Origin of the sequence: Bradyrhizobium macuxiense (assembly GCF_001542415.1) — a bacterium.
Taxonomy (GTDB): domain Bacteria; phylum Pseudomonadota; class Alphaproteobacteria; order Rhizobiales; family Xanthobacteraceae; genus Bradyrhizobium; species Bradyrhizobium macuxiense.
This window is the reverse complement of sequence record NZ_LNCU01000080.1, coordinates 3,416-16,263: the sequence shown is the minus strand read 5'-3', so window position 1 is coordinate 16,263 and position 12,848 is coordinate 3,416. Positions and strand designations below refer to the sequence as shown.

Here is a 12,848-nt window from a genome sequence, read left to right as displayed (position 1 = left end):
CCGCCTGCGTCGCCTCGAAGCCAGGACTGGGGCCGACACGAGCTTATTCCCCGTCGGCCGTGACATGCTCCCGATATTGCGGCAGGTCGTCCAGTATGTCGTACCAAGGCGCTTTGGAGGCGACGAAGATGTGTGCGGTCGGCCGGATCGCCGGCGTATCACGCAGCGTTCCCATCGTGACATGGACGAAGGCGCCCTCGCGGACGACGGAATAGAGCAGCGAGCCGCAACCGCGGCAATGCGCGTCATGGGTCATGGCATCGCCATAGATCATGAGGCGATCGGCGCCGTCGACGACGGTGAGCCGCTCGCGTGCGATCCCGGCGAACGGTTTGAACGCCGATCCCGTGGTACGCCGGCAATTCGAGCAATGGCAATTCAGCGCATAGTCGAACGCGTCTGCGACCTCATAACGCACCGCTCGGCAGAAGCATTCCCCGGCAAGTATGCGCGTGCTTGGCCGTGCAGGTTCGGTCATGGCTCACTCCTTCACGCGGATTTTTGCAGGCGGCGATGGTGCAATTCGGCGGTTCATGGCTAGATCCCGTCGGCGCAAGTTCCTGCCGGGAGGACTAACCCATGAGCCAAGATCGATCGAGCGTCGAAGCTGTCGTGCAGACCTATTTCGACGGACTTTACGAAGGCAGCGCCGACAAGCTCGGCACGATTTTCCATCCGTCCGCCGACCTCCGCTGGGTCGAGAAGGGCGAACTGCAGGTCTTGACCGTGCCGGACTGGCTCGAGCGCGTCCGCAAGCGGCCGTCAGCCAAGGCGGAAGGCAAGCCGCGCGAGGACTTCATCGTCACCATCGATCGCTCCGACGACAAGACCGCCTTCATCAAGGTCCGCTGCCAGCTGCCGCCGCGCTTCTTCACCGACTATCTGGTGGCGATGAAGCTTGCGGATGGCTGGCAGATCGTCTCGAAATCCTATCGTTACGACCTCCGGGATTGATCGCCGGCGGCGGACGTGCCGCCGCCGATCGCCCGCATCGCCGCACGGCATCCCCTGCTTCGGCGGGNNNCGGGTGCCGTACGACGGCTTTGTGACGGGACCGGGCGGTCCGACACTGATCGATCCGCATTGACTGGCGCTGGTTTCCGGGCGAATTGAGCCCATTATGGAAGCCAAGTTTCAGATCTTTCTCACCCTGCTGGGTCTGCTGGCGGGAACCGCTCTGCTGGCGCGCCGGGTCAATATTGCCCCGGCGATCCTGCTGCTGCTGGTCGGCGTCGTGCTCGCCTTCGTGCCGGGCATGCCGTCGCTGGAACTGCCGCCCGAGCTGGTACTGCTGGTCGTGCTGCCGCCGCTGATCTATTCGGCGAGCGTCGCGATGAGCTGGCGCGAGTTCAAGGCCAATCTGCGCCCGATCATCCTGCTGTCGGTCGGCTGCGTGATCTTCACGGCTTTCATGGTCGCGGCCGCGACGCACTATCTGATCGGCCTGCCCTGGAGCGTCGGCTTCCTGCTCGGCGCCATCGTCGCGCCGCCGGACGTGGTCGCTCCGCTTGCGATCGCGCGCAAGCTCGGCATGCCGCGCCGCATCATGGTCGTGCTCGAGGGTGAAGGCCTCGCCAATGACGCCACCGCGCTGATCCTCTATCGCTTCGCGGTGGCGGCGATCTCGACCGGACTGTTCTCGCTGCCCAAGGCGACCGGCACCTTCTTCGTCATCGTCGCCGGCGAGGTGCTGTTCGGCGCGGCCGTGGGCTGGCTCAGCCTGCGCGCACGCCGCCGGGCCCGCGATCCCCAGGTCGAGATCACGCTGTCGCTGATCACGCCCTACGTCGCCTACTGGATCCCCGAGCATATCGGCGGTTCCGGCGTGATCGCGACCGTCGCCTGCGGGCTTTACATGAGCTGGAACGGGCCGCTTTTGATCTCGGCCGCAACGCGCCTGCAGGGCATCTTCTTCTGGGACCTGATCATCTACGTGATCGAGGGCCTGCTGTTCTTGCTGACCGGCTTCCAGATGCGTTCGCTGTTCGAGAGATCAAAGGCGTTTCCGCTGCACGACATCCTCGCCGCCACCGCGCTGGTCGCCGTCATCGTTATCGTCGCGCGCTTCCTCTGGGTGTTTCCCGGCACCTATCTGCCGCGCTGGATCAGCCGGCGCGTGCGCGAGCGGGACCCGCTGCCGTCCTGGCGGGCGGTGTTCGTGGTCGCCTTCACCGGCGTGCGCGGCGCGGTATCGCTCGCCGCGGCTTTGGCGATCCCCCTGGCGCTCCCGAACGGCGATCCGTTTCCCTATCGCGACCTGATCCTGTTCGTGGCCTTCGGCGTGATCTTCGTGACGCTGGTCGGCCTCGGTCTCGGATTGCCGCCGGTGGTGCGCTGGCTCGGCCTCGCCAAGGACGGCCGCAGCGAGCATATCGCCGAGCATGAACAGGAGATCGCGGCGCGGCGCGATGCGCTGGCGGCCGCGCTGAAGTCGCTCGACGCCATCACCGACGACCGCGAATTGTCCGACGAGGTGGTGAAGCTGTTGCGCTCGCGGCACGAGATCCGCATCAATCAGTTGCCGGACTCTCTCGATCCCGACAAGCATGACGCCTCCGCGACCGGCACCGAGCTGACGCGCGAGCTGATCGCGTCCGAACGCAAGTTCATCCATACGCTGCTGCGCGACGGCAAGATCACCGACGAAACCCGCCGCCGCATCGAGCGCGACCTCGATCTCGAGGAGGCGAGCCTCGCCAACCGCGAGTATCGGCGGATTCCGCTGTAGCTCGATGTCGTCCCGGGCTTGACCCGGACCCATAACCACCGCCTGTTGTTGTGGTTCGCTGCGGCCCCAACGTCTCTCATCACCAGCATGGGTGGTTATGGGTCCCTGCTTTCGCAGGGACGACAGTGGTGCTTATTCCGCCGCCGCGTTCTGCCCGGGACTGCCGACGAAGCCCGCGGGATCGCCGAAGCGCTCGATCATGACGGCGGTGAGATCCTTGGTCTTGCTGGTGACGCAGGCGCCGGAGCGCACGGTGTAGCGATCCTGGTGCTTGACGTGCGGCGGCGCCTCGCCCTTCTGCAATGCGCGGGCGGCATCCATCACCAGCTTGCGAAAGTGCATGATGCCGAGGTCGGTCGGCCCGAGATGCTCGCGAGTACGATCGGCGATCGGGCCCTGGCTGTCCTGCACCGCGGCGTCCTGCTCGGAGACGCCCTTGATGCCGGTGTAGCTCTTGGTCCGCTGCAGCTTGCGGTCGATCAGATAGTCGTTTCCCTTGTTGCGCAGCGGCACATAGTTCTCGTCGACAACAGCCATCACGCCATTGCCGTTGGCGTAACCATCGCGCTCCGCCTCGGTCAGCGGCCGGTGCGGATTCCAGGCATAGGTGTAGATCCAGCAATTGGTGTCAGTCACCGGCACGAAGGTCTGGCCGAAGATGTTCTCACCCGGCATTGAGCTCGGCGCGTAGGAATGGATCGGCATCAGGAACTGGGCGATGCGCCAGTAGATATTGTCGGACCCGGTGAGCCGCCCGCCCGCGACCGTGAGGCCGGCATCATGCGGATTGATCTTGATCACCGGGCGCGGATCCTCGGCGATCCAGCGCATGTGGTCGGTCGCAACCCGCGTCAGCGGGTTCACGAAGTGCTTCTTGATGTCGAGGATCTCGTTCTCCTCCTTCTCGAAGGAGAGATGCGCGAAGGTGAAATGCGCGGTGTCGATCGAGCCTTCCATCGCCTGCACCCAGTTGCAGTCCTGCCACTTCTTGCTGACGAAGCGGTGCGAGGCCGGCAGCAGCGCCATCTCCAGCGCGGGCAGCTCCGGCACCTGGTCGGCGGGGCCCATATAGGCCCAGATCATGTCGCCCCATTCGCGGACCGGATAGGACTTGATGCGGATCAGGTCCTTGGCGTTGAGATCCGGATACGAGGTCGGCATATCGACGCAGCGGCCGTCGGTGTCGAACTTCCAGCCGTGATAGACGCAGCGGATGCCGCATTCCTCGTTGCGGCCGAGCCAGAGATTGGCGCCGCGATGCGGGCAATATTGATCGATGACGCCGACCACACCGCGGGAGTCGCGGAAGGCAAGCAGCTCCTCGCCGAGCACCGTGATCTTCTTCGGGTCGCTATCCGGCTCGGGCAATTCCTCCGAGAGGAGCACGGGCATCCAGAATCGGCGCAGCAGCTCGCCCATCCCCGTTCCCACACCGGACTCGGTGAGGAATTTGTTGTCTTCGGCCCGAAGCATGAGCGATCTCCCGGATTCGTTTTTGTTTTGGTTCGTAGTTTCATTCGCAGGATGCGCGGCTACGCAATCCCTCAGACCGGCCGTTCTCCCTTCACGGTCACCCGCGTGCCCGAGCGGGTGTGCGGCCAGTAGTCCCACATCGCGCGGTGCTGGGTGCAGCGATTGTCCCAGAAGGCAATTGCGTTCTCGGTCCAGCGGAAGCGGCACTGGAACAGCGGGTTCTCGGCGTGCTGGTAGAGATAAGCCAGGATCGCGTCGCTTTCGTCGCGCGGGATGCCGACGATGAATCGGGTGAAGCCGCGATTGACGTAGAGCGCCTTCTTCCCCGTCACCGGATGGGTGCGTGCGATCGGGTGCTCGGCGCGCGGATAGGCCTGCTTGTCGGCGACGCCGTAGTTGGCATAGAGCCCGCGATAGGTCTGCTCGCCGTCATGCAGCGCGGTCAGCCCGTCGAGATAGGCCCTCATGCGGTCCGACAGCGCCTCATAGGCCGCATACATGTTGGCAAACAGCGTGTCGCCGCCGCGCGGCGGGCACTTCTTGATGTAGAGGATCGAGCCCATCGGCGGCTCGAGGTCGCAGGACACGTCGGTGTGCCAGCCCTCGCCATTGGCGCGCGGGGAATCCTTGTCGGCGTAGATCTTCATCAGCGCCGGATCGCCCTCGTTGGGTGCTGCGGGGTGCACATGCAGGTCGCCGAACTTGCGACCGAAGGCGAGATGCTGCTGCGGGGTGATCTGCTGGTCGCGGAAGAAGATGACGAGGTTTTCGGCGAGCGCGCGATGGATCTCGTCCATCTGGCGGTTGGAGCGCGCATCGTCGGAGACGAGCTTGCCGAGATCGACGCCGGAGATCTCCGCTCCGATGATCGGCGTCAGTTTCTCGACGCCGATGGTCTCGTAAGGCTCGGATTCGCCGGTGACGTGGCGATAGCGGGGGCCCTGCTTGCCGGACAGTGAGCTCATGGGCGATGCTCCCAATCGTTCTTGATTGGGAGCATGGTAACGCGCGTCGAAGGAAGCGCAATCCGCACCTCCAACCTATCTGTCGTCTCGGACAAGCGCAGCGAAGCGGAGCGCAGATCCGGGACCCATAACCACAGGGCTGGGTTTTGCGAAGGCTCGTAACCCACGTCTCGTGCCATAACCGCCGCCGGTAGTTATGGGTCCCTGCTCCCGTGCGCAATCGCGCACTAGGCAGGGACGACGCGGAGTGTGTTGCGCGAGTGGAGTGAAAACTACTCCGCGGCGCCGGCTTGCTCCGGCAGCTTGGCGCCGCTGCCGTAGCGCTGGTCGATATAGTCGATCACCAGCGCCTTGAACTCGGTGGCAATGGTCGGGCCGCGCAGGGTGCGGAACTTCTTGCCGTCGACGAACACCGGCGCGGCCGGCGCTTCGCCGGTGCCGGGCAGCGAGATGCCGATGTTGGCATGCTTGGATTCGCCGGGGCCGTTGACGATGCAGCCCATGACCGCGACGTTGAGCTGCTCGACGCCGGGATATTTCGTCTTCCAGGTCGGCATCTCGTCACGGATGAAATCCTGGATCGAGCGCGCCAGCTCCTGGAACGTGGTCGAGGTGGTGCGGCCACAACCCGGGCAAGCCGCAACCAGCGGCACGAAGGTGCGGAAGCCCATGGTCTGCAGCAATTCCTGCGCGACCTGCACTTCCAGCGTGCGATCGCCGCCGGGCTCCGGCGTCAGCGAGATGCGGATGGTGTCGCCGATGCCCTGCTGCAACAGGATGCCGAGCGCGGCGGACGAAGCGACGATGCCCTTCGAGCCCATGCCGGCCTCGGTGAGGCCGAGGTGGATGGCGTAATCCGAGCGGCGCACGACTTCCTGATAGACCGCGATCAGATCTTGCACCGCCGACACCTTCGCCGACAGGATGATCTTGTTCTTCGGCATGCCGAGCTCTTGGGCGCGCGCGGCCGACAACAGCGCCGACTGCACCATCGCCTCGCGGGTCACCGCGCGCGCATCGCGCGGATTCGGCGAGGCCGTGTTCTCGTCCATCAGCTTGGTGAGCAGCTCCTGGTCGAGCGAACCCCAATTGGCGCCGATGCGCACCGGCTTGTTGTTCTTGTTGGCGATCTCGATGATGTCGGCGAACTGGGTATCGCGCTTGTTCTTGAAGCCGACATTGCCGGGATTGATGCGGTACTTGTCGAGCGCCTCGGCGCAGGCCGGATGCTCGGCGAGCAGCTTGTGACCGATATAGTGGAAATCGCCGATCAGCGGCGTGGTGATACCGCGCTTGCGCAAGCCGTCGCGGATATGCGGAACGGCGGCCGCGGCCTCCTCGCGATCGACAGTGATGCGCACCATCTCGGAGCCGGCGCGGCTAAGCGCTGCGACTTGGGCGATGGTGCCATCGACATCGGCGGTGTCGGTGTTGGTCATCGATTGCACGACGATCGGCGCACCGCCGCCGACGGCGACGTTACCGACCATGACCTGGGTGGTTTGGTGCCGCGGCGCGGGGCCGGCGACGTCGTCTTGCGGCAAAATCTCGGGCTTGTTCATGGCGTCTCGAATATCAGGTTTCGGTGACATTCACCAAGGGGGCGACCAGGAGCGCATTCACGCCCGCGATTCATCTACTTCCGCTGCTAATTCAACAGCTTATGGCTCCGATCGGGATCGAAAGCAAGCCATGCAGCGGCGGTCTGCATGGTCAGCTATATTGGCCCGAACTTGGGTGATTCAAAGGGCAAAGTGACGGCTTTTCATCTGATCCCGGGCACCTTAGCATCCTCTTAAAGCGGTGTCGGGAGGTGACCTATGGCGACAGGTAACGAACTCATCACCACGGCGGAACTCGCCGACATCCTCACCCGCCCCGAGTTGCGCCTGTTCGACTGCACGACCTATCTGGAACCTGCGCCAGCGGGAAGCAGCGCCCCCTATATCGTCGTCTCCGGACGACAGACCTTCGAGGCCGGGCACATCCCCGGAGCGAATTTCCTGGATTTGCAGGCCGAATTCTCCGATCCGCACACCGAACTGCGCTTCATGATGCCGCCGGTCGCGCAGCTTCAGGCCGCGCTCGGCCGCCACGGCATTTCGGCCAACAGCCGCGTGGTGCTCTATTCGATCGGGACTGCGATGTGGGCGACGCGCTTCTGGTGGATGCTGCATTCGCTCGGCTTTACGGGTGCCTCCGTGCTCGACGGCGGCATCGACAAATGGACCGCCGAGGGCCGCGACATCGAGACCGGACTTGCCGGCGGCTACCCGCCTGCGACCTTCACGGCCCGGCCGAAGGCCGGCCTGTTCGTCGACAGGCATGACGTGCTCGCCGCCACCGCCGACCGCGACACCGTGATCGTCAACGCGCTCGGCCCGCAATTCTTCAAAGGCCTGGAGCCGAGCCGCTACGGCCGTCCCGGCCGCATCCCCGGCAGCGTCAGCGTGCCGGCGGCAACGCTGGTCGATCCCAAGAGCAAGACGTTCCTGCCGCTGAAGGAAGCCGAAGCGGCATTCGCAGCGCAAGGCATCACGAAAGACAAGCGCGTCATCGCCTATTGCGGCGGCGGCATCTCGGCCACGGTCGACCTGCTGCAATTGCATCGGCTCGGCTACGATAACCTCACGCTCTATGACGGCTCGATGGGCGAATGGGCCAAGGACGCATCGCTACCGATCGAGACGGGTTAGCTGCGCGCAGGACTCTCTCCGCACGTCGTCCCTGCCCAAACTATCAAACCCGTCATCCTGAGAGCCTGTGAATCTATTCGCCCCGTCATTGCGAGGAGCGATAGCGACGAAGCAATCCATGCCTCCATGTATGCTGCACTATGGATTGCTTCGCTTCGCTCGCAATGACGATGTCACGCCAGCCACGGCAACTCCCGCACCGTCACCCTTCGAGGCTCGCTTCGCGAGCACCTCAGCGTGACGGAGAAGGAGTTGAGTATGCGCGTCCTTCCGCAACGCCGGGACAGTCTCACGCCGGGACATTCGGATCCGGCGTCACCTTCGGATCGGGCTTGTTGACGAGATAGAGCCCGGCGACCACGAGCAGGGCGGCGACGCCGAACACGGCGGTCAGCGTGTCGTGCATGATGAAATAGGCCGCGACCACGCCGAACAGCGGCGTGATGAAGGTGAAGGCCGAGAGCTTGCTCGCCGAATAGGTTTTCACCATCGCAAACCAGATCACGAAGGTGCAGCCGACGACCCAGATCGCCTGATAGGCAAGCAGCGAGATCGACAATGCGCTCGGCATGTGCGTGAGATGCTCGCCCGATATCCAGGCGGCGAGCGCGAGGATCGGGACCGACACCGCAGCCTGATAGCCGAGCGCCTTTTCCGGCGCGGCCCTGCGCAGGTTCGTGCCCTTCGCGACCAGCGTGGTCGCCGCCCACAGCACGCCGCCGCCGACCACCAGGAGGTCGCCGAGCAGCACCTTGGCGTCGACATTCGGCTGCGGCACGCCGATCGCGAGCGCGACGCCGGCAAAGCTCAGCGCCAGCCCGCTCCATTGTGTTGCGCTCAACCTCTCGCCGAGGAACTGGTGCGAGCCGAGCGCGACGAAGAACGGCGCAGTGTAGAGAAAGACCGACGCGCGCGAGGCCGAGGTGAAGACGAGCCCGGTGAAGATCAGCACGAACTCGACGCCGAACATCAGCCCGGCAACGAGGCCGGGCAGCAACGTGCCGTCACGTTCGAAGAATTTCACGCCGCGCGCCCAGCCGACGATCAGCATCACAGGCAGCGCACCGGCGGAACGGATCATCGCCTGCAGCATCGGCGGCACGTCGGGCAGCGCGAGCTTCACCGCGAGCTGGTTGAAGCCCCAGCTCACGCACAGCATCAGCATGATCGCGATGGCGCCGGGCGGCAGCCCGTGCCCGGCGGTGACAGGCCTTGCGGCGTTGGTGGTGATCGCTTGGGTCGACACGTTTCCTCGCGGGCCGGCTTATCCGCCGTGTTGTTGTCGTTCAGGCTCGATTTATGTTCGGACCGGCGTGCAGAGCCGACCTTGAATGTACCTGACCGCCGTCGTCCCTGCGAAAGCAGGGACCCATACGCCGCGGCCTGTGTTGTAAACGGGACTCGTCATTCCAGTCATGTGCGACAATTGAGATCGGTGGTTATGGGTCCCTGCTTTCGCAGGGACGACACGGAGGTGAGGACTTCGGTCGCGCTCGATCATTTTCGGCAATGCGCGCAGGTGCCGGCGATCTCTACGACGGAGAGTTTCGGGATGAAGCCCGAGGCCCGCGCGGCCGCGGTTAGGCTTTGCGCCACCGGAGCCGCCGGAATCTCGCCGACCGAGCCGCAATGGTCGCAGATCAGGAACGCGACCATCGAGGTCTCGTCGTGGTCGTGCGCGCAAGCGAGGAAGGCGTTGCGGCTCTCGATGCGGTGGACGAGGCCGTTCTCCATCAGGAAGTCGAGTGCGCGGTAAACGGTAATCGGCGCCGGCCGCGGCATCGACTTCGCGAGCTCGTCGATCACCTCATAGGCGCCGAGCGGACGGTGGCTCGACAGCAGCGCCTGCAGCACCTGGCGGCGGATCGGCGTGAATTTCTGGCCCCGGCGCGCGCAAACCTGCTCGGCATGGGTCATCGCGTCAGCGGCGCAGCGGCCGTGATCGTGATCGGGCGCAGGGAATGTGGGCTTGGCGAGGCTCATCTCACCGAAATGTAACATTTTCGCGCCCGTTGCCAAAGCCTGCGCAGGCGGCCTGCGCCCACAAGCCATGTGTGCAGTGCGGGGCAGCTGTCCGTTAACCCCGCATGCAGAATTAATAAGCAAGCTTATTATATCCCAAGCTTATGGAGGCAGGAGCATGCCCGGTTCCGTGGATACGAACTTCCTTTTTACGCTTGGCGAGGTGTTCCGGCTGATCCGGGTCTACGCCGACAAGGAAGCAGCGCGCTACGGCATCACCCGCGCGCAATGGGCCGTGCTCACCAAGGTGGAGCGCAACGAGGGCCTGAAGCAGACCGAGCTCGCCGAGCAGCTGGACATCCAGCCGATCACGCTGACCCGGCTAATCGACAAGCTCTGCGACAATGGTTGGATCGAGCGCCGCGGCGACGAGAACGACCGTCGCGTCAACCGCCTCTATCTGAAGAAGGCCGCGCACCCCCTGCTCGGCAAGCTCGCCGGCCTCCGCTCCGAACTCACCGCGACCGCGCTCGAGGGCATCAGCCCCGCTGACGCGCATCGCCTGCTCACTCAACTGGAATCGATCAAGGAAAACGTTCGCAATGCCATCCAAAGCCCGGCCAGCGAATCCTCCCGAAAGGAACAGCGCTATGGCTGAAACCGTCCTCAAACTGGCGCCCGAGCAGAAGGGCAATCCGGGATCGTCGCCGTCCGAGCAGACCTCCGGCAAGCAGCGCGGCGGCCTGATGGGCGGCCTGCGGCGCTATCGCCGCACGCTCTTGCTCGTGGTCCTGCCGATCGTGGCTGTGATCGGCGGCATCGTGTTCTATCTCAATGGCGGCCGCTATGTCGGCACCGACGATGCCTATGTCGGCGCTCAGAAGGTTCTGATCACGCCGGAGATCTCCGGCAAGATCGACAAGATCGTGGTGAAGGAAGGCCAGCACGTCAAGAAAGGCGACGAGCTGTTCGAGATCGATCCGGTGCCGTTCCGCCTCGCGGTTGACCAGGCCAAGGCGGCGCTCGACCAGACCAAGACCACCTATGACAATCTGGTCGACAACATCAAGATCAACACCAAGATGCTCGCATTCGCCGAGCAGAGCATCGAGTTGAAGAAGCGCGACGTCGAGCGCAAGTCGACGCTCGCCAAGCAGAATTTCGGCTCGCAGCTCGACCTCGACAACGCCGCGAACGCGCAGGTGACCGCCGAGAGCCTGGCGCAATATGTCAGGCAGCAGATCTCCAACGCCAAGACGCAGCTGCTCGGCAACGTCGATTTGCCGATCGAGCAGTTCCCGCCTTACGCCGCGGCCAAGGCCAAGCTCGACGACGCGCAGCGCAACCTCGATCACACCGTGCTGCGCGCGCCGATGGACGGCGTTGCGACCCAGGTCGACCAGATCCAGCTCGGCCGCTTCGTCGCCGCGGGCTCGCCGGTGTTTTCCGTGATCGACATCGATAATCCATGGGTCGACGCCAATCCGAAGGAAAGCGACTTCACCTATGTCGCGGTGGGCCAGCCGGTGACGCTCGACGTCGACGCCTTCCCCAACCACGTGTTCAAGGGCACGGTCGGTTCGCTCTCGCCGGGCACCGGCGCGCAGTTCGCGATCCTGCCGCCGCAGAACGCGACCGGCAACTTCGTCAAGGTGGTGCAGCGCGTGCCGGTGCGCATCTACTTCGACAAGGATGACCCGTTCGTCAAAAAGCTGAAGGCCGGCATGAGTGTCTATGCCACAATCGACACCAACCACCGCCGCACGCTGGCCGGCCTGCTCGGCCTCGCGCCGGCGTCGGCGCAGCAGGATTGACGACGGGACGTCGATATGTGGCCGCCCGATTCACACGCTCCGCTGTCATCGCCCGGCTCGCCGCCTCCGCTGAAGCTTCGGCGCGCCAAGGATTCATGGCCTCGTCGAAGCCTTGGCGTAGACGGGACCGGGGGATCCAGTACGCCGCGGCCTTGCGGTTCACGGCATGGCCTCTGGAATACTGGGTCCCCGCATTCGCGGGGACGACAGCCGCGATATCTGATTGCGACCGCCCGTGCGCGGCGGAGATGATCTCCCTCGCTCGGGACTAACAGGACTGAACTAGAATGAACGCACCGTTGCCATCAGCCGTCCCCGGCCTGCGCCGGAACATGGTGACGGTGTGCGCCATGACGGCGACGATCATGCAGGCGCTGGACACCACCATCGCCAACGTCGCGCTGCCCTATATGCAGGGCTCGCTGTCGGCGTCTCAGGACCAGATCAACTGGGTGCTGACCTCCTACATCGTCGCCGCCGCGATCATGACGGCGCCGGTGGGCTGGATCGCCAACCGCTTCGGGCGCAAGCGCATCTTCATCATCTGCTCGGCCGGCTTCACCATCGCCTCGGTGCTGTGCGGACTCGCGCAGGACATCAACCAGATGGTGCTGTTCCGCCTGCTGCAGGGCGTGTTCGGCGCGGCGCTGGTGCCGCTGTCGCAGGCGGTGATGCTCGATTCATACGCGCTGCATGAGCGCGCCAAGGCGATGTCGATCTGGGGCATGGGCGTGATGATGGGCCCGATCATGGGACCATCATTGGGCGCGTGGCTGACCGAGACCTATTCCTGGCATTGGGTGTTCTTCGTCAATCTGCCATTCGGCGCGATCACGGTGCTGGGCCTTGCCATCTTCATGGACGAGACCAAGCAGGACCTCAATCTGCGCTTCGACTGGTTCGGCTTCTCGGCACTGGCGGTCGCGATCGGCTCGCTGCAACTCGCGCTCGACCGCGGCGAGCAGCTCGGCTGGCTGGAATCCAACGAGATCATGATCGAGTTCATCGTCTCGGGCATCGGCTTCTACTTCTTCCTGGCTCATTCGCTGACCACCGACCGGCCGTTCATCCAGTTCGCGCTGTTCAAGGACAAGAATTTCCTCGGCGGCTGCGTGTTCATGACCGTGATGGGCCTCGTGCTCTACTCGACCATGGCGCTGTCCTCGCCCTATTTGCAGAACGTCATCGGCTATCCGATCATCACGGCGGG

Annotated in this window: 12 protein-coding genes; 6 read left to right on the top strand and 6 right to left on the bottom strand. The window is 64.4% G+C overall.

The window, feature by feature from the left end; all coding sequences use genetic code 11:
- Nucleotides 1-43: 43 nt before the first annotated feature.
- Nucleotides 44-478, bottom strand: coding sequence for a GFA family protein (locus AS156_RS22790; RefSeq protein ID WP_066508907.1), 435 nt, complete (start codon nucleotides 476-478; stop codon nucleotides 44-46).
- A gap of 101 nt (nucleotides 479-579) precedes the next feature.
- Here AS156_RS22790 and AS156_RS22785 point away from each other — a divergent pair, with 101 nt between their 5' ends.
- Nucleotides 580-954: a nuclear transport factor 2 family protein gene (locus AS156_RS22785; protein WP_066508906.1), complete on the top strand. Its 375-nt coding sequence runs from the start codon at nucleotides 580-582 to the stop codon at nucleotides 952-954.
- Nucleotides 955-1,120: 166 nt separating this feature from the next.
- On the top strand, nucleotides 1,121-2,728 hold the full coding sequence (locus AS156_RS22780; RefSeq protein WP_066508905.1) for a Na+/H+ antiporter: 1,608 nt from the start codon (nucleotides 1,121-1,123) through the stop codon (nucleotides 2,726-2,728).
- Nucleotides 2,729-2,860: 132 nt separating this feature from the next.
- On the opposite strand, the gene AS156_RS22775 is transcribed toward AS156_RS22780, so the two are convergent.
- The 3 genes from AS156_RS22775 to ispG all read right to left on the bottom strand — a co-directional run bounded on the left by AS156_RS22775 (nucleotide 2,861) and on the right by ispG (nucleotide 6,728).
- Nucleotides 2,861-4,201, bottom strand: coding sequence for a Rieske 2Fe-2S domain-containing protein (locus AS156_RS22775; protein ID WP_066508904.1), 1,341 nt, complete (start codon nucleotides 4,199-4,201; stop codon nucleotides 2,861-2,863).
- A 71-nt stretch (nucleotides 4,202-4,272) separates the two neighbouring features.
- Nucleotides 4,273-5,166, bottom strand: coding sequence for a TauD/TfdA dioxygenase family protein (locus AS156_RS22770; protein ID WP_066508903.1), 894 nt, complete (start codon nucleotides 5,164-5,166; stop codon nucleotides 4,273-4,275).
- Nucleotides 5,167-5,438: 272 nt separating this feature from the next.
- Nucleotides 5,439-6,728, bottom strand: coding sequence for a flavodoxin-dependent (E)-4-hydroxy-3-methylbut-2-enyl-diphosphate synthase (ispG, locus tag AS156_RS22765; protein ID WP_066508901.1), 1,290 nt, complete (start codon nucleotides 6,726-6,728; stop codon nucleotides 5,439-5,441).
- A 258-nt stretch (nucleotides 6,729-6,986) separates the two neighbouring features.
- On the opposite strand from ispG, the gene AS156_RS22760 reads away from it, so the two are divergent.
- The gene (locus AS156_RS22760) at nucleotides 6,987-7,862 is read left to right on the top strand and encodes a sulfurtransferase (protein ID WP_066508900.1); all 876 of its coding nucleotides are present in this window, start codon (nucleotides 6,987-6,989) and stop codon (nucleotides 7,860-7,862) included.
- A 289-nt stretch (nucleotides 7,863-8,151) separates the two neighbouring features.
- Here AS156_RS22760 and AS156_RS22755 read toward each other — a convergent pair whose 3' ends face one another.
- Complete coding sequence (locus AS156_RS22755; protein WP_136626391.1) at nucleotides 8,152-9,027, bottom strand: DMT family transporter; 876 nt, start codon at nucleotides 9,025-9,027, stop codon at nucleotides 8,152-8,154.
- A gap of 332 nt (nucleotides 9,028-9,359) precedes the next feature.
- Nucleotides 9,360-9,845 carry a Fur family transcriptional regulator gene (locus AS156_RS22750; RefSeq protein WP_066508896.1) on the bottom strand — a complete coding sequence of 162 codons (486 nt, stop codon included), beginning with the start codon at nucleotides 9,843-9,845 and terminating at the stop codon, nucleotides 9,360-9,362.
- A 157-nt stretch (nucleotides 9,846-10,002) separates the two neighbouring features.
- Between AS156_RS22750 and AS156_RS22745 the strand changes: the two genes are divergently transcribed.
- The 3 genes from AS156_RS22745 to AS156_RS44790 form a co-directional block, all read left to right on the top strand.
- Nucleotides 10,003-10,482 carry a MarR family winged helix-turn-helix transcriptional regulator gene (locus tag AS156_RS22745; protein ID WP_066508894.1) on the top strand — a complete coding sequence of 160 codons (480 nt, stop codon included), beginning with the start codon at nucleotides 10,003-10,005 and terminating at the stop codon, nucleotides 10,480-10,482.
- The gene (locus tag AS156_RS22740; RefSeq protein ID WP_066508892.1) at nucleotides 10,475-11,638 is read left to right on the top strand and encodes an HlyD family secretion protein; all 1,164 of its coding nucleotides are present in this window, start codon (nucleotides 10,475-10,477) and stop codon (nucleotides 11,636-11,638) included. The genes AS156_RS22745 and AS156_RS22740 overlap by 8 nt, the downstream gene beginning before the upstream one ends.
- A 287-nt stretch (nucleotides 11,639-11,925) precedes the next feature.
- Nucleotides 11,926-12,848 (top strand): DHA2 family efflux MFS transporter permease subunit (locus tag AS156_RS44790; protein ID WP_245313016.1); only part of this gene is annotated, 923 nt, incomplete at its 3' end.